The organism is Sphingomonas sp. QA11 (assembly GCF_028473665.1).
In the GTDB taxonomy this organism is placed as follows: domain Bacteria; phylum Pseudomonadota; class Alphaproteobacteria; order Sphingomonadales; family Sphingomonadaceae; genus Sphingomonas; species Sphingomonas phytovorans.
Map to the genome: position 1 here is coordinate 725,689 of NZ_CP098774.1, position 15,757 is coordinate 741,445.

The 15,757-nt window shown below is 64.4% G+C and carries 15 protein-coding genes and 1 tRNA gene; 6 read left to right on the forward strand and 10 right to left on the reverse strand.

Translation table 11 applies throughout. From position 1 onward, the window contains the following. Positions 1-108: 108 nt before the first annotated feature. From NDN01_RS03450 to NDN01_RS03460, 3 genes are all read right to left on the reverse strand, one after another. Positions 109-540 (reverse strand): DUF4112 domain-containing protein, encoded by a 432-nt coding sequence (locus NDN01_RS03450; protein WP_272625851.1) that lies wholly within the window; start codon positions 538-540, stop codon positions 109-111. A gap of 6 nt (positions 541-546) precedes the next feature. Then, the gene (locus tag NDN01_RS03455) at positions 547-1,998 is read right to left on the reverse strand and encodes an ABC transporter substrate-binding protein (RefSeq protein ID WP_272625852.1); all 1,452 of its coding nucleotides are present in this window, start codon (positions 1,996-1,998) and stop codon (positions 547-549) included. A gap of 66 nt (positions 1,999-2,064) precedes the next feature. After that, positions 2,065-2,529: a hypothetical protein gene (locus tag NDN01_RS03460; protein ID WP_272625853.1), complete on the reverse strand. Its 465-nt coding sequence runs from the start codon at positions 2,527-2,529 to the stop codon at positions 2,065-2,067. A gap of 253 nt (positions 2,530-2,782) precedes the next feature. On the opposite strand from NDN01_RS03460, the gene NDN01_RS03465 reads away from it, so the two are divergent. Genes NDN01_RS03465 through NDN01_RS03480 form a run of 4 tightly spaced genes read left to right on the forward strand, consistent with a single transcriptional unit; the run spans position 2,783 to position 6,743 of the window. Beyond that, the gene (locus NDN01_RS03465; protein ID WP_272625854.1) at positions 2,783-3,769 is read left to right on the forward strand and encodes an SGNH/GDSL hydrolase family protein; all 987 of its coding nucleotides are present in this window, start codon (positions 2,783-2,785) and stop codon (positions 3,767-3,769) included. Beyond that, entirely contained in the window at positions 3,766-5,001 is a 1,236-nt protein-coding gene (locus tag NDN01_RS03470; RefSeq protein WP_272625855.1) for a GDSL-type esterase/lipase family protein, read from the forward strand. The genes NDN01_RS03465 and NDN01_RS03470 overlap by 4 nt, the downstream gene beginning before the upstream one ends. A gap of 2 nt (positions 5,002-5,003) precedes the next feature. Continuing rightward, positions 5,004-6,416 carry an MBOAT family O-acyltransferase gene (locus NDN01_RS03475; protein ID WP_272625856.1) on the forward strand — a complete coding sequence of 471 codons (1,413 nt, stop codon included), beginning with the start codon at positions 5,004-5,006 and terminating at the stop codon, positions 6,414-6,416. 9 nt (positions 6,417-6,425) lie between these two features. Next, positions 6,426-6,743: a hypothetical protein gene (locus tag NDN01_RS03480; protein WP_272625858.1), complete on the forward strand. Its 318-nt coding sequence runs from the start codon at positions 6,426-6,428 to the stop codon at positions 6,741-6,743. Positions 6,744-6,797: 54 nt separating this feature from the next. Here NDN01_RS03480 and NDN01_RS03485 read toward each other — a convergent pair whose 3' ends face one another. From NDN01_RS03485 to aroA, 5 genes are all read right to left on the reverse strand, one after another. Continuing rightward, positions 6,798-8,375, reverse strand: coding sequence for a putative bifunctional diguanylate cyclase/phosphodiesterase (locus tag NDN01_RS03485; RefSeq protein WP_272625860.1), 1,578 nt, complete (start codon positions 8,373-8,375; stop codon positions 6,798-6,800). 620 nt (positions 8,376-8,995) lie between these two features. Then, a complete protein-coding gene (locus NDN01_RS03490) occupies positions 8,996-9,274 on the reverse strand; it encodes an integration host factor subunit beta (RefSeq protein ID WP_272625862.1) in 279 nt (92 codons plus the stop codon). 222 nt (positions 9,275-9,496) lie between these two features. Beyond that, positions 9,497-11,224: a 30S ribosomal protein S1 gene (gene rpsA / locus NDN01_RS03495; protein ID WP_272625863.1), complete on the reverse strand. Its 1,728-nt coding sequence runs from the start codon at positions 11,222-11,224 to the stop codon at positions 9,497-9,499. Between the two features lie 211 nt (positions 11,225-11,435). Further along, a complete protein-coding gene (cmk, locus tag NDN01_RS03500; RefSeq protein ID WP_272625865.1) occupies positions 11,436-12,074 on the reverse strand; it encodes a (d)CMP kinase in 639 nt (212 codons plus the stop codon). After that, a complete protein-coding gene (gene aroA / locus NDN01_RS03505; RefSeq protein WP_272625866.1) occupies positions 12,071-13,417 on the reverse strand; it encodes a 3-phosphoshikimate 1-carboxyvinyltransferase in 1,347 nt (448 codons plus the stop codon). The genes cmk and aroA overlap by 4 nt, the downstream gene beginning before the upstream one ends. A gap of 100 nt (positions 13,418-13,517) precedes the next feature. Here aroA and NDN01_RS03510 point away from each other — a divergent pair, with 100 nt between their 5' ends. Together NDN01_RS03510 and NDN01_RS03515 are read left to right on the forward strand one after the other, a co-directional pair. Then, on the forward strand, positions 13,518-13,838 hold the full coding sequence (locus NDN01_RS03510; protein ID WP_272625867.1) for an FYDLN acid domain-containing protein: 321 nt from the start codon (positions 13,518-13,520) through the stop codon (positions 13,836-13,838). Between the two features lie 149 nt (positions 13,839-13,987). Continuing rightward, positions 13,988-14,063: transfer RNA gene (locus tag NDN01_RS03515), tRNA-Ala, on the forward strand. Positions 14,064-14,132: 69 nt separating this feature from the next. Here NDN01_RS03515 and NDN01_RS03520 read toward each other — a convergent pair. Then, positions 14,133-15,368, reverse strand: a complete 1,236-nt coding sequence (locus NDN01_RS03520; RefSeq protein ID WP_272625869.1) for a nucleotidyltransferase domain-containing protein — start codon at positions 15,366-15,368, stop codon at positions 14,133-14,135. A gap of 25 nt (positions 15,369-15,393) precedes the next feature. Continuing rightward, positions 15,394-15,690 (reverse strand): PqqD family protein, encoded by a 297-nt coding sequence (locus NDN01_RS03525; RefSeq protein WP_272625871.1) that lies wholly within the window; start codon positions 15,688-15,690, stop codon positions 15,394-15,396. Between the last annotated feature and the right edge of the window lie 67 nt (positions 15,691-15,757).

A 15,757-nucleotide genomic window follows, 5' to 3' on the forward strand; every position in this document is an offset into this window, starting at 1 on the left:
GCACGGGTAGCTCGTGAAACGCTTGCCCGTAGATACGCCATCTCGACAGGCGCGATGGCTATTCAGGGCGAACGGACGGGGATAAATGCGCAGCGCTCCAACGGATCGCTATTGATCGATCACTGCCGACGACGGGTGGTGTTTGTCGAGATGGCGCTTGATGATGCGCAGGTTGCGGGTGTTGGACCGGAAGAAAAAATCCGGTACCGCGCCGACCCATGGGATCAGGCCGAGCAGGAAATCCACGCCGATATTGCCCGCCATCCGTGCGATCTGAGTCTTGGACATGCCGAGATTGCGCGCTTCCCACGCCATCCAACTCCCCATCAGCGCGGCGATGACTCCGCCGCCGATCGGGATGATGTCCAGGATCACGTCCAGCCCGACCCTGCGGTTGATGCCGGGAATGACGAACAGCCCTTCGAGCAGATGCTCCATCGCCACGACTCGCTTGCGCACTGACGCGGCATCGCGACCGGTCAGGTCGCCTGCGATCTTGCCTAGGGAATCGGGACTTATTCTGGTCGCGCGGTTGGCCATGTCACCTCATTTGGTGTCGTTACGCAGGTGATTCAACGGGTGCCACGCCCGGGAGTTCCCCTGCCATTGTCCCAGCCGGAGGGCGACAAGCGACCAGCGCAGCGGGCGCGCGATCGGAATATAGGCGATATCGGCGGCCAGCGCGGTATCGGCTTCCGCGATATGCGCGGCGCGGAGTTCAAGCGTGGGCGCATCGCGGGCTGTCTCGATCGCGGCCTGTGCCTCCGGACCGCAGGGCTGGCACGCCGTGGCAAGATACCAGCGTGCACTGTCATAGGGGGCGACGGCGTCGATCAGCCGAAGATCCGCATCGGTATCGATTGGCACCCGTTTCGTTTCGATGCCGATCCTGTTCAGCCCGGCCGCGACGATGCCATAGACGATGGTCGCCCCCGGGCCGTGTGGCAGCGCGATGCGAAGCGTCAGAGTTCCGCCATGCGCCGTCCGCCAGGCCCTGATTCGATCGAGGGCCGGCATGTCGTCGGGAGCCGGCGGATCGGCCCACGCCGGGGTGGCGGGTCCCGATGCGGAGTCGAGCCGGTCAGGCAGGAGTTGGATCGTCACGTTCCAAGAGGGTAGAAAGGCGCTGATGATCGCCTGGCGGTCGACCGATCGGGCCACCACCGCACGGTTGTCTGCATCGGCAAGGAAGCCCTCGCGGTTGACGATCGCGAGGCCGAACAATCCTGCCGCAGGGTCGACTTTCTGATTGGCGGGCGCGATCTCCGCGGCGGCGAGCAGGGGCCAGTCAGCGAAAGTCCCGCCGGTTACCAGATCCGAATCCCGCGCGGCGAAACGTGCGATGGCGCGCGAGGCGCGCTCGCCGATCAGGCGGACATTCTGTTCGGGCCCCGGCTCGGCGGCATCGTCGTCGGGCGAGCGCAAAGGGTCGAACGCCGGGCGCAGCATCACCCCGTCCCGATAGGTGGCGACAATACGGAACGGACCGGTTCCGCCGGGCGGTCGCGCCCGGAACAGCGCCATCTCGGGTTGCGCGAACAGCTTGAGGAGATCGGGGCGGGGACGCTTCAGCCGCACTTCGATCACCTGGGGTGTCATCTCGACGATCTCGTCGATCGCGCTGAGGAACGGGAGCAGGGGATTGCGCGATTGTGCCGCGATCTGGCGGCGGAGGATCGCCACCACTTCTTCGGCAGCGACCGGGCGGCCATCGCTCCATTCGGCATCGCGCAAGCGGAAGATGTAGCTCATACCGTCGTCGATCACGATCCAGCGCTCGGCGATGCCCGGCTCGATCTGTCCCGAGGCGTCGAAACGGACCAGGCCCTGCGCGGTCGAGTCCACCAGCAGGCGGGACGATGTGCCGAGCGACCCCAGGGATGAATCGGCCAGTGCGGGGACGCCGCCGATCGCGCTGGCCACGACCGGACCGGCATCCGATCGCCGACCGCACCCCGCAAGCAGAAGCGCGATGAGGAGAAGGTGGCCTGTTCTCATCGAGGATCCCGGTACAGCAAGCGGCTTGGGTGGATGTTCATCGCGTTATCCTGCCATCCTCGCACGTCAGGCGCCACCAGCGACCGACTCATCATAATAATAGCCTTCGAACTGGTCTTGGGCGACGCGCAGCGAGGTGAGGTCGGAGATTTTCCGCGGATCGAGCGTCTTCACCTCTTCGTCCGATCGTCGCACGAGTCCGCGCGCGGGACACGTCAGGGCGAATCGCAGCCGCCCGCCAGCAGGCTTAACAAGCGCCTCGGCCTCGGCCGGGACCCCGTCCGGTCGGGGCGATTCCGGGGAGGCGATGGGAAAATCACCCCGGTTCCTATCGCCTTGTATGCCGTCCTTCCACCTGCCGTCGTTCGAGTTCGAAACGGGCGTGGACAATAGTCGAATCAGCCGGATTCGATCAGCGAATTCGTATTGATTTCGTGCTCGACACTGTGAGGCTTCACGATGAAGCCCACTTTTTTTGTCGAGGCTATTGCGGATGATGATCGCATTGAAATTCGTATCTATTCTATCCATTGAAATTGTCCAGGCGCGTCGGAATGATTATTCCAGAATCTGCCAGGCTTGGTGTCGTGTTTAGTATAGTTGAAGTAAAATTTGAAGAATTCAAATAATATTGTCTGTACGTATTTATGGTATCTGCGCACAAAGTTGCCGGGACACCGTAAAAAATTGCAAATACCCGATATTTTGTAGACAAGGGCTGGTGAGTGAGCGCATGAGTGCGGTGTTCAATAGAACATATGGCCTCATCGAAAGTATGATCACCGTGTCGCATGGTACAGCGCAAGTGCCGCAGGCTGCTGCGCACTATCCGGAACTGCGGTCTCCGACGACCCGCCCTTTGCTGCGCATGCTGCTTGACCGGACGGCGGTACTCCTGCTGGGCACGGCGGTAGGGGCTGCGATCGGCTGGGCGTTCCAGGCCGGTAGCGAAGCCTCCGCGGCAGCGGTTCCCCCGGCCCGGCCGGCTCCATATCGCCCGGCAACATCTCCGACTCAGGCGGAGGACGCCCTGGTGCGGCAATATGCGATGCCATTCCAGCAGCTTGTGAAGACGGTCGCGGCGGGCAACCGGATCAGGATCGGCGTCTTCGGCGACAGCTTCGGTGATGGCGTGTGGTGGGGGCTCGCACAGCAATTGCCGGGCAAGGCCGGGTTCGAAGTGGTCAAGTTCAGTCAGCCGGCCACCGGCTTCACCCGCTACAAGAGCCTGAACTTGGAGACTCACGCGACCGAACAACTTGGAGACGCGCCGCTCGACATCGCAATCATCTCGTTCGGCGCGAACGATGCGCAGGGGATCATCACGCCCGAGGGCAAATATGCCAAGTTCATGGGGCCGCTCTGGCAGCAGGAGGTCGGTGGACGGCTCGATCGTTATGTCGCGCTGATGCGGCGTCATCATGCGATGGTCTATTGGGTTGGGCTGCCGCGCATCGGCAAGGAGGCGCTCGACGTCGACGTCATGGCGATCAATGATTTCTACGCGACGCGGATGGCGAAGCTCGGCGTGCCGTTCATCGATACGCGCCCGGTCGCTTCCGACGCGCAGGGCAATTTCGCGACCTATCTCAATGATCCGAAGTCCGGAAAGCGGACGCTGATCCGCGCGGCCGATGGCGTGCATATGTCGATGACCGGCTATATCTGGATCACGCGGGATCTCGCTGGCCGTATCCGCAGCTATGCCGATGCAGCGCGCGCCGTGGCCGGCACGCCGACCACCGGCGGGGGCAGGGAAGCCGGCAAATGAGGCCGGCGCTGTTGATCCTCGCGGCGCTGCCGGCACCGGCGGCTGCATCGACCTGCGCCGGGGCGCTGTGCAACCCCGAAGCGCTGGCGCCCTATTTCGCCAGGCTCACGGCAACCGCCGAAGCGCGGGGCTCACCGCCGGTCCACATCCTGCAGATCGGCGATAGCCACACCGCTGGCGATGCCATGACCGGTGCGTGGCGCGATCTGCTGCAAGCACGGTTCGGCGGTGGCGGGCGCGGTGTGTTGCCGCCCGGCCGGCCCTATGATGGCTACGTCACCCGGGGCATGACTGCCTCGATGTCGCCCGGCTGGGCGATTGGCGCGACTTTCGGCAAGGGCGCCACCGCGCCGCGACCGCTGCTCGGCCTTTCGGGCTTCAGCATGGCGGCGATGCGGAGCGGGGCCAGCATGGCGCTGAATGCCGCACCGGGCATGGGCTTCGACCGGTTCGTGCTGTGCGCGATTGGCGGGCCGGATGCTGGCGGGGTAAGCGTCCGGTTCGACGGGCAGGATCAGGGACGCCTGGATTTCGCAGCTCCGTCGTCCCGGTCGATCTGCCGGACGATCCGGTCGACAACGCTGCATGCGTCGGTCGAGATCATCGCCGCCTCCCGATCGCTGACGATCACTTCCTGGGCCACTTTCCACGATGATGGCGGCGTCGCGCTGTCCAATCTCGGTGTGGTCGGGTCGCAACTCGCGCATTTTGCGCGGACCGACGATGCGGTCGTCGCTGAGGAACTCAAGGCATACCGACCGGACCTGATCGTGCTTGCCTTCGGCACGAACGAGGGTTTCGCGCCGCATTTCGATCCCGTCGCATTCGAGGCAGTCCTGCGCTCGCAGATCACCCGGCTGCGCCTGCTGTCGGGTAACGTCCCGTTGCTGTTGCTGGGTGCGCCGGACTCGCTCAGCCGCCAGCCAGCGCTCCGCGCCAATGCGCCCGGTGCCCTGACCGGGTGCGACGGGGCGGGTGGGCAGTCCATGCTGTTCGCGCCGCCAGCGCTGGCCGCGGTGCGCGAGATCCAGCGTCGGGTGGCGGGCGACATGGGCGTGGCCTGGTGGGATTGGCAATCGCGGATGGGTGGCCCCTGCGCTGCCCGCAACTGGGTCCAGCGCGTCACCCCATTGATGCGGGGCGACTATGTCCATTTCAACAATGCAGGCGGACTGGAGGTCGCGCGGCGGCTCCAGGCTGACCTCGACAGGGGAGCCGCGACCGCGGAATAATCATGCTGTTTCCCACGCTCACCTTCGGCGTTTTCTTTCTCGTCGTCTTCGCCATGGTCTGGTCGGTGCGCTCCAACGAGTGGCGCAAGCTCCTCCTGCTCGTCGCGAGCTGGGTGTTCTATGGCGCCTGGGACTGGCGGTTCGTACCGCTGCTGATCTTCTCTGCGCTGATGAACTGGGCCGTCGCGGCGGGGCTCGCGAGCGATCGTTTCGCCGGCCGGCGCAAACTCCTGCTGCTCTGCGGCGTCGCTGCCAATCTGATCATCCTCGGCTTCTTCAAATATTTCGACTTCTTCACTGAACAGGTCGGCGCGACGCTCGCTGCGATCGGTTTCGAGCGCGACCTGCCGATGCTGCGGGTGATCCTGCCGATCGGCATCTCCTTCTTCACCTTCCAGGGCATCAGCTATGTCGTCGATATCTATCGCCGGCGGGTTCAGCCGGCAGCGCTCCTGGACATCCTGCTGCTGATGTCGTTCTTCCCGCACCTCGTCGCGGGACCGATCGTTCGCGCGGCGGATCTCGTGCCGCAATTCCAGTCGCGCCCGAAGCTCGACCGGTCGATGGTATCGATGGCGCTGCTGCTCATTGTCTGGGGATTGTTCAAGAAGACAGTGATCGCCTCGGAGCTGGCGGTCGGTTTCGTCGATCCGGTGTTCGCCGATCCCGCGTCACATTCTGCGCTCGACCTTGTCTTCGCAGCCTATGGCTATGCGGTGCAAATCTATTGCGACTTCTCTGCTTATACCGACATGGCCATCGGGCTGGCCGCGTTGCTCGGCTATCGCTTCCCGCGCAATTTCGACCAGCCTTACCGCGCGACCTCGTTGCAGGAATTCTGGCGGCGCTGGCATATCACCCTGTCGCAATGGCTGCGTGACTATCTCTATATCGAGGCGCTGGGCGGCAGCCGGGCAGGAAAGGTCGCCACCTATCGCAACCTGATGGTGACGATGCTGCTCGGCGGCCTGTGGCATGGTGCGAGCTGGACTTTCATCATCTGGGGCGGTCTGCACGGCGGCGCGCTGGCGGTGGAACGCTTCTGGACGGATCACGCGCCGAAGCACTGGCCGCCGCTGCCGATTTGGGCGAGGTTGCTCGTCACCTTCCACGTGGTCGTGCTCGGCTGGATATTTTTCCGCGCGGCGAGCTTCGCCGACGCCATGGCCTATCTCGGCGGCATCCTGAATCCTTTGGGCGGCCCCTCCGGTTTCACTGCGTCGCCGCTGATCGTGCTGCTGGTGGGTCTCGGCCTTGCGATCCATGCCACGCCGACGCGGTGGATGGGCGGCATTGCCATGCGCATCCGGGCCTTCCCAGCGCCGCTTGTCGGGGTCGGGCTGGCCACACTGATCCTCGTCGTCGATGCCATGCGCTTCGAAGGCGTAGCCCCGTTCATTTATTATCGCTTCTAGGAAGAAGACATGCCTGCTGCCCAGGAATTCCCCGTCGATCTGCCCGGCCCGGTCTCGCAGGAGCACGGGCTGCGCTGGACGACGATCGTTATCGCCGTGGCCACTGTCTCACTGGCCCTGACGAATGCCGCGTCGATTGAAAGCTGGAGCGCTGAGCTGACGCCCGGGCCTCGGGTGGCGCAATTGCTCGACCGTGCCGACAACTGGCGCGCGACCACCGATCGCGCCGGGCTGGGCAGCCCGCGCGCGACGATGCACCGGATATGGAAACGCCTCGAGCAGGCCTCCTGGCCCGGCGATCATGCCGATGCCCAGGCGCGCGGGTGACAATCGATTCCGCATGCCTCGGCTCACCATGGGGTGGACGCTATTAGACCCGGGTCAGCCTGCCTGATGATGTGGTGACGCTGTGAACAACGCCCGTGCTTCGTCCGCGGTGACGGGAGTGCTGAACAACCGGCCCTGGCCTTCTTCGCATCCCGTGCCGATCAGGGAAGCTTCCTGGTCGGCGGCATCGATGCCGTCCGCGGCGATAGTGAGGCCAAGGCCGTGCCCGAGACCGACCAGGGCTTTGACGATGCTCCTGCTTTCATGCTCGCCGACCATGGCATGGATGAAGCTCCGATCGATCTTGACCTTGTTGAGTTTCAAATTGCGCAGGTGGTAAAGGCTTGAATAGCCGGTCCCGAAATTGTCGAGGGCGATGCGCACGCCGGCGGCACGGAGCGCGCCGAGTACAAGCCGTGCATTCTCCATGTCGGCGACCAGCGCGCTTTCCGTGATCTCGATCTCGAGCCGCGTAGGGGAAAGGCCAGCTTCAGCGAGAATGCGCACCATGCGGGCCGCGACCAGCCGGTCCTTGAGCTGGCTCGGATAGAAATCGACCGAAACGGTTACATGCGGCGGCCAGTGGTGCGCTGCGTCGCAGGCCTGGCGCAGAATCCGCTCCGCCAGCACATGAATCAGTCCTACCTCTTCGGCAATGGCGATGAAACGCTCGATGGCGATCTCGCCCTGCTCGGGGTCGATCCAGCGCGGGGTCACCTCGAACCCGATGATCTCGTGGGTCTGCAGGTTGACGGTCGGCTGGTACATCGCCTCGATTCGGCCGGCATCGATGGCGGCGCGAAGCGCGGTTTCCATCGCCGCACGCTCCCGGACACGCAAGTCCATGTCCGCCTCGAAGAAACGCATTGCGGAGCGTCGTTCGGCCTTGGCGCGGTACAGCGCCACGTCCGCCTTGCGCATGGCCTCGTCGACGGTTGCGGCGTCGCCCGGGACGAGGGCAATGCCGATGCCCGCACCGACGCGATGGATCGCCCTGCTGGCTTCGATCGGCAGGTCCAGCGCATCCATGACGCGCAAGGCGATATTGGTGGCGGCTTCAGGGCCAGCGAGATGCGGTGCGAGGATGGCGAATTCATCACCGCCAAAACGCGCGACCATGTCGCCTTCGCGCATCGCGGCGCTCAAGCGATGGGCGACGACGACCAGCACCTCATCGCCGACACCGTGGCCATGGAGGTCGTTGACCTGCTTGAAACCGTTGAGATCAAGCAGGAACACGCCATGCGAGGCACCCGCGCGCGGCGGCGCGGCAAGCGCGGCGCGAAGAGCATCGTCATATTGCCGCCGGTTCGGCAGGCCGGTCAGCCCGTCCTGATAGGCGAGTTCGCGGGCGTGATGTTCCGCTGCGATGCGCCTGGCCATTTCCCGCTTCTGAATCAGATATTGGCGGATGCTGTAGAGGAGCAGGGTGACACCGAGCAGGGCGCCGATGAGCAGAGCCTCATCGAGTTCTATCTGCGCCTGACGGACACCGATACCGGGTTCGTTGTCGAAGATGTCGATCGCATAGGCCAAATAGAGCGCGACGAGCGTACCGACCAATATCAGCGACAAATCCCGGATCGTGAACCTGTGGCGAATGATGAAGCTCCGGAGTCGGGCAATACTCATGAAGAATCCTAACCGGCAGCACATCTCCACCCAAATCGTTGAGAAGTGATGAGTCGGGGGATCAGGTGAACAACAGAGGTCGCGCACGGCGGAAGATGCCTGGTCGTCACCTCTCTACCTAGGGGTGAAACGCCCCGTGCATCAGGAAGGCGCCCGCCGATCGATGCTGGGACGTCGCCCTTGCTCGCCACGAACGGATCCAGGCGCGATGCCTGTCTGCCCCCGGAGGAGGCTGGTGGGAGGGAACAATGGTATATGGTGCGGGCGGGGGGACTCGAACCCCCACAGGCCTTGCGGCCCTACGGATTTTCTTACCAGCTACGGCTTTCGCCGCCGCCCGCTCGGGCGTTTGTGGTCTGGACTATCCCTTCACCGTGCTCCGCCTGGCGGAGGGTAGGTGCTGCCCGTCTAGTCTCTACACCTTCCCGCCGGGCACCTGTCCCGTCGGGCTTGGCTCGGGATTGCCATCTTACAGGGTTCCCCGAATTTGAGCAGTTCTACATCGCGGGTTTCCCCGCGAGCACTCAAGTCTTTAAGTCCGGTGCGTCTACCAATTTCGCCACGCCCGCATGGCTTGCGACGAAGCGCAGGGAAGGGCGGGTGTCAACCCGCGGCGGCCGTCACACGTTCAATCGAACGCGCATTTCCTTGCCTGGCTTGAAATAAGGGACGCGCTTGGCGTCGACCTCGACCACTTCGCCGGTGCGCGGGTTGCGGCCGATACGGGCATCGCGAGCCCGGGTGGAGAAGGCGCCGAATCCACGGAGTTCGACGCGGCCGCCCGTTGCGAGGCGCTTCGAAATTTCGTCGAAGAAGGTAGTCACGATCGCCTCGACGTCGCGCATGGCCAGATCGGGATTGTCGGCGGCAAGCATCTCGACAAGTTCGGAACGGATCATGGCGTCAGCGACTCCTTAAAACCGAAACCACCGGGCGACCATCGGTGCCCGATCTCCCCCACTGACGATCATTCCCGGCTTCTGTCCGGTTCGGAACAAATGACCGCCCGATCCTTGCCTATATCAAGCGTAAACCGCCGAATAGGATCGAATCGACTCAAATTTGCAAAAAAAGCGCCATTTCCGGGCAGGCGGGACGATGCCGCCCGCCCGGAATGGTTCTTACTTCTTGGTCTCGCTGCTGCGCGCCTTGAGCGCCTCACCGAGGATGTCGCCCAGCGACGCGCCCGAGTCGGACGAGCCATACTGCGCAACTGCCTGCTTCTCTTCGGAGATCTGCATCGCCTTGATCGAGAAGGTCGGCTTCTTGGAACGGTCGAAACCGGTGACCATCGCGTCGAACTTCTGGGCGACCTGGAAACGCTCCGGACGCTGCTCGTCGCGGTCGCGGCCGAGATCGGTGCGCTTGATGAAGCCGGTCGCGCCATCGTCGCCGACCTGGACCTCGAGGCCCGCGTCGCGGACTTCGAGAACGGTGACCGTGACGATCGCGTTCTTGTTGAGGCTCGAACCGCCGCCGCTCGATGTGACCGCGCCGCCGGCTGCCGGGGCGCCACGCTCAAGCTGCTTCATGCCGAGCGAGATACGCTCCTTTTCGGCATCGATGTCGAGCACGATGGCCTGAACCATCTCGCCCTTGCGGTGCAGGTTGAGTGCGTCCTCGCCCGAAACGCCCCAGGCGATGTCGGACATGTGGACCATGCCGTCGACGTCGTTGTCGAGACCAATGAACAGGCCGAACTCGGTGGCGTTCTTGACTTCACCCTCGACGGTCGAGCCGATTGGATGCGCTTCGGCGAAGGCCTCCCACGGGTTCGACTGGGCCTGCTTGAGACCAAGGCTGATGCGGCGCTTGTCGGGATCGACCTCAAGCACGACGACATCGACTTCCTGCGAGGTCGAGACGATCTTGCCCGGATGCACGTTCTTCTTGGTCCAGCTCATCTCGGAGACGTGGACGAGGCCCTCGATGCCCGGCTCCAACTCGACGAACGCACCATATTCGGTGATGTTGGTTACGCGGCCCGACAGCTTGGCGCCGATCGGATACTTGGCCGCTGCGCCCTCCCACGGATCGCTCTCGAGCTGCTTCATGCCGAGCGAGATGCGCTGCGTGTCCTTGTTGATGCGGATGATCTGGACTCGGACGGTGTCGCCGATGTTCAGCACTTCGCTCGGATGGCCGACGCGCTTGTAGCTCAGGTCGGTGACGTGCAGCAGACCGTCGATGCCGCCGAGGTCGACGAACGCACCGTAATCGGTGATGTTCTTCACGACGCCGTCGATTACCTGGCCCTCGGCCAGCGACAGGATCAGGCCCGAACGCTGCTCGGCGCGGGTCTCTTCCAGGATGGCGCGGCGCGAGACGACGATGTTGCCGCGCTTGCGATCCATCTTCAGGATCTGGAACGGCTGCGGGATGTCCATCAGCGGGGTCACGTCGCGGACCGGGCGGATATCGACCTGCGAGCCGGGCAGGAACGCCACGGCGCCGTTCAGGTCGACGGTGAAGCCGCCCTTCACGCGGCCGAAGATGACACCCTCGACTCGTGCGGTCTTGGCGAATTCGGTCTCGAGCTTGTCCCAGGCGGCTTCGCGGCGGGCGCGATCGCGCGACAGCATCGCTTCGCCGTGCACATTCTCGACTCGGTCGACATAGACTTCGACTTCGTCGCCGACCTTCAGATCGGCCTTCTGGCCGGGCATGGCGAATTCACGGAGCGGCACGCGGCCTTCCGACTTGAGGCCCACGTCAATGACCGCGAGATCATTTTCGATCGCGGTGACGGTGCCCTTGACGACCCGGCCTTCAAAGCCGTCTGCGTCGCCGAGCGTGGCTTCGAGGAGTGCCGCGAAATCATCGCGGGTTGGAGATGCCGAAGTGGCCATAAATTCTTGATTCCTAAACACTATGTTTCCGGCCAGCCGGTTGTTTCCGGCGGTCTTGGCCTATATGCCGCGGCGGCCGATTGCCGGTCGCGACGCCCAGCGTCCACCGCCCTCGCGAAGATCACCGACAAAGCGAAAAGGGCGCGTAAGCAGGATCGGCAAGTGCCATCCGTCCGGGATGGGTGCCGTTTCCGCTTCGCGCCTCGCCCGGCTAGGGTGTTTCCACCTGCGCCGCTGTCCGAGCCTCCACGAGCGCGATCGCCCGCTGGATGGCGGCGTCTATAGAGAGAAAGCTGGTGTCCAGCAAGGCGGCATCGCTGGCCGGTGCCAGGGGCGCGACGCCCCGCGTGCTGTCGCGCAGGTCGCGGGCGCGGATGTCCGCCAGGACCCGGTCGAGGCTGACCTGCGATCCGCGCTCGCGCAGTTCGGCGTGGCGGCGCTTGGCCCGGATCATCGGGGTTGCCCGGATGAACAGCTTGGCGTCGGCCTCGGGGGCGATGACGGTGCCGATGTCGCGGCCGTCGAGCACCGCGCCACCCGGCTGGTGCGCAAAACGGCGCTGGCGATGGAACAGGGCCGCCCGCACCAGCGGATGCGCCGAAACGATCGAGGCGCATTTGCCGATCTCATCGCTGCGCAGTTCGGGATCGTCGAGCAGGTGCTCGTCGAAGTCGCAGGCAGCTACCGCGTCGGCCTCTATCGTGGGGTCGAGTTCAAGTCGCTGCACATTGGCGGCAACCGCGCGATAGAGCAGCCCGGTGTCGAGATGCGGCAGGCCGTAGCGCCTGGCGAGCGCCCGCGCGATCGTCCCCTTGCCCGATGCGGCCGGTCCGTCGACGGCGATGATCATGATGCTGCCACTGTTTGCGAACCCTTCAACGCGTCCAGCGTTTCGAGGAACATAGGGTAGGAAGTTGCGATGGGCGACACATCATCGATGGTAAGCGACGATTTAGCGCCGAGGCCAGCCACCGCCATGCTCATCGCGATGCGATGGTCGAGCTGCGAGGCGATCGTTGCGCCGCCCGCGATCGGTCCGCCGCCATTGCCCTGGATCGCGGCGCCGTCCTCATATTCCTCGACCGCCACGCCGCACGCGCCCAGCGCGTCGGCCATCGCGGTGATGCGGTCCGATTCCTTGACCCGCAGTTCATGCGCGCCGCGGGCGATCGTCCGCCCCTCCGCAAAGGCTGCAGCGACGAACAGCACCGGATATTCGTCGATCATGCTCGGCGCGAGATGGGCTGGCACCTCGATCGCCCGGAGTGGCGCGTGACGGACGCGCAGGTCGGCGACGGGCTCCCCGCCGACGATGCGCGGATTCTCCTCGACGATATCGGCGCCCATCATGCGCAGCGCCTCGAACAGGCCGGCGCGCGTAGGGTTGAGTCCGACATTCATTACCAGCACGTCGGATCCCGGAACGATCGACGCGGCGACCACGAGGAAGGCCGCGGACGAAGGATCGCCCGGCACGACGATCGATTGCGGCTTCAACTCGGCTTCGCCGACGAGGGAGATGATCCGCCCCTGATTCGTTTCCTCGACGCTCAGTTCTGCGCCGAAGCCGCGCAGCATCCGTTCGCTGTGGTCCCGGGTCGCGATCGGCTCGATCACGCGGGTGATGCCGGGCGTGTTGAGGCCGGCGAGCAGGATCGCCGACTTCACCTGCGCCGATGCGACCGGCAACGTATAGTCGATCGGCACCGCCGGGTTCAGCCCGCGCACCATCAGCGGCAGGCGCCCGCCCGGACTCGACGTGAAGTCGGCGCCCATGCGTGACAGCGGTTCGATCACGCGGCCCATCGGCCGCTTCGACAGCGAGGCGTCCCCGGTGAAGGTGGTGGTAATCGGGTGGCTCGCGACCAGCCCCATCAGCAGCCGCGTCGAGGTGCCCGAATTGCCCATGTCGAACGCGGTTTCCGGCTGGAGCAGTCCGCCGACGCCGACGCCGTTTACAGTCCAGATGCCGTCGCTACCGCGCTGGATATCGGCGCCCATCGCCCGCATTGCGGCGGCAGTGGCAAGAACGTCCTCGCCCTCAAGCAGGCCTTCGATCCGGCTTTCGCCGACCGCGAGCGCCGACAGCATCAGCGATCTGTGGCTGATCGATTTGTCGCCAGGCACGGCGACGGTGCCGTGCAGCGGGCCGGAGGGGAGGATTTCGAGCGGGCGGGGCAGGGGGTGCGGCATTGGCGCGGGCTTTTGACAGTGCGCTTGCGCTATGGCAAGGCGCGCCCCACTTTGCGGGCCATCTCGCAAAACTCCCATTTCTTCGAAAGGTCGAATCGGCATGATCAAGCCGGAATGGGGCACGAAACGGTCGTGTCCGAAATGCGCAACGCGCTTCTACGATCTCGGCAAGGACGATCCGATCACCTGCATCGAATGCGGGTCGACCTGGGTGCCCGAGCCGATTCTGAAATCCAAGCAGCCTCTGCCGTTCGACGCGCCGAAGCCCGAACTCGTCAAGAAGGATGCTGACCTGGTCGGCGACGACGATGAGGATATCGACACCGGTGAAGATGAGGAGCCCTCGCCCGACGACGAGGTCGATCTCGGCGGCGACGACGATCTCGGCGTTGAAGCGCCGACGGACGAAGACGAGCATTGATCGCATGAAACGGGGCGCTTCGGCTTCGGCCGGGGCGTCCCATTGAATTTTGTTTGAAAAATCGACCGGCATGATGATCACACCGCTTGCCAAGGTCGCGTCGCCTAGGTAGGGGCGACGCCTTCGCGGGGTTCCAGGCCCGCGGCGATGGGGCCGTAGCTCAGCTGGGAGAGCGCTGCAATGGCATTGCAGAGGTCAGGGGTTCGATCCCCCTCGGCTCCACCAATCTCCCAGAGAGATTGCATTATTCCCGCGAACGGACGCTGTCAGGCGGACTCATCTTCAGGCAGATCGTTACTTCGGCTCGCGCGGGAATCGCCGTTGGCGGTCGAGATGGACGCGCAGGCGATTGGTCCGCGTCATTGAGCGGCGGATATCATCCTTGTTGATCATCCAGGAAAGAAGCACGGCGCTCTTGCCGCGCGATATTGCACGAAAGCGAACTACATAGGAGCGCAGGTCGCCCCAGAGCCCCTGATCGGGCCGGCCATATCGAGTTCGCACTTCGAGCCTCGGCGGCACAAGTCCTCTCAGCAATGTTCCGCAGCGCGCGCGCCATCCGGATTCGCCGGCCAGCGCCTGGCCTAGCCGGGCGCCGACAATGGTCGTGGATCCGGAATAGAGGCCCAGCGATGCCAGTCCTTCGGGCAGTAGCGTGGTCGTGGCTGGATCGGCGGCACCGTCGAGGAGATGTCGCGTGGGCACACCGAGTGTTTGCGTGACCAGATGAAGCGTGAGTCGAACCGTATCGGTCAGCGCCCATGCTTCGGCGCGCGTGTCGATGATCCTCCAATCCAGCGGCAACGCGGGATGGTCGAGCAGCTCGGCGATATCCCACAGGCTCGTCAGCGGCGCCTCGAAGAGATGGTGCTGCAGGTGCAGGCAGAGATATAGAAACAAATCCTCCGGCGCCATCATCCGGGCGCCCGGGGGGAGCGCGTCATGAGCCAGGCTGCGCGACCAGATTCCGGCTATGTCGATCAGGGCGCCATGCCTGTCGCCCGCCAGCCGCCAATGGAGCTCGAGCGGAAGCTGGTTCGGGTTCGGCGTCGTATAAATAAGGTGGTGTTGCCAATCGGCCGACCGCATGGCGGCATCCGGTACGGCCGCCGCGTTGAAGCCGAGAGTGACGAGACTGGCATGATAGGCCATCGCGTCCTCGTCCTTCACCAGGAAGTCCACGTCGCCCATCTGACGATGCCCGAGATTGCCATACAGGCGATCGGCAAGGTCGATGCCCTTCAGCAGCAGCATCGGGCGCCCGGTCGCGGCAATGGCTTCCGCCACCAGGCTGCGCGCCTGCAACGTCCTTGCTGCCACCGCCATGCCATGGGCACGCAACCGCGCGGCAAATGGTGCCGGCGGCTGGAGGCGGGCGCGACGTAACCGGCGAGCGAGCAACGAGAGGCCGGCGCCTCGCTCGACCAGTGCGAACAGGTCGGGCCAATCTGCGTCGGTCAGCCCGGCAAGCCGCCGATCGCCTTCCGAATCCCAGCGTAGACAGCGAAGCGCTGCCCCCGGCATGGCCATATCCTTCTCCGACACGAAAACGGATTCAGGCGGCGATACGTATCAGGGATTGGTCGGCCAGCTCGTGCAGGAAGGCGGTGACATCCTCCGCGATCCGATCGGCACCGGCGCGATACCGTCGCGCGAGGGTGTCGCAGAGACCGCTGACGGTCGTCGGGGTCGCGATCCTTTCCCAGATCTCGCGGCCGATGTGGTCGAGTCCGATGTAGCGGCCCGTCGCGATGTTGAGGATGACGAGGTCATCGTCAACGCCGGTTGCCGGCAGGGACGAATCGCGGACGACGACCGTGCCCAGGCCAATCGGCCGGTATTGCTGTTCCACCTTCTCGACCCCTTTTATGCTCTGTGCCAGCCTGTGGGCTCAGGGGGCCGTAACGTTGCTTTCCTAT

Bases quoted from the DNA above. Each gene is read 5' to 3' on its own strand.
- NDN01_RS03450 (WP_272625851.1), bottom strand. From the start codon at position 540: ATGGCCAACCGCGCGACCAGAATAAGTCCCGATTCCCTAGGCAAGATC.
- NDN01_RS03455 (WP_272625852.1), bottom strand. From the start codon at position 1,998: ATGAGAACAGGCCACCTTCTCCTCATCGCGCTTCTGCTTGCGGGGTGC.
- NDN01_RS03460 (WP_272625853.1), bottom strand. From the start codon at position 2,529: ATGGATAGAATAGATACGAATTTCAATGCGATCATCATCCGCAATAGC.
- NDN01_RS03470 (WP_272625855.1), top strand. From the start codon at position 3,766: ATGAGGCCGGCGCTGTTGATCCTCGCGGCGCTGCCGGCACCGGCGGCT.
- NDN01_RS03475 (WP_272625856.1), top strand. From the start codon at position 5,004: ATGCTGTTTCCCACGCTCACCTTCGGCGTTTTCTTTCTCGTCGTCTTC.
- NDN01_RS03480 (WP_272625858.1), top strand. From the start codon at position 6,426: ATGCCTGCTGCCCAGGAATTCCCCGTCGATCTGCCCGGCCCGGTCTCG.
- NDN01_RS03485 (WP_272625860.1), bottom strand. From the start codon at position 8,375: ATGAGTATTGCCCGACTCCGGAGCTTCATCATTCGCCACAGGTTCACG.
- NDN01_RS03490 (WP_272625862.1), bottom strand. From the start codon at position 9,274: ATGATCCGTTCCGAACTTGTCGAGATGCTTGCCGCCGACAATCCCGAT.
- rpsA (WP_272625863.1), bottom strand. From the start codon at position 11,224: ATGGCCACTTCGGCATCTCCAACCCGCGATGATTTCGCGGCACTCCTC.
- cmk (WP_272625865.1), bottom strand. From the start codon at position 12,074: ATGATCATCGCCGTCGACGGACCGGCCGCATCGGGCAAGGGGACGATC.
- aroA (WP_272625866.1), bottom strand. From the start codon at position 13,417: ATGCCGCACCCCCTGCCCCGCCCGCTCGAAATCCTCCCCTCCGGCCCG.
- NDN01_RS03510 (WP_272625867.1), top strand. From the start codon at position 13,518: ATGATCAAGCCGGAATGGGGCACGAAACGGTCGTGTCCGAAATGCGCA.
- NDN01_RS03520 (WP_272625869.1), bottom strand. From the start codon at position 15,368: ATGGCCATGCCGGGGGCAGCGCTTCGCTGTCTACGCTGGGATTCGGAA.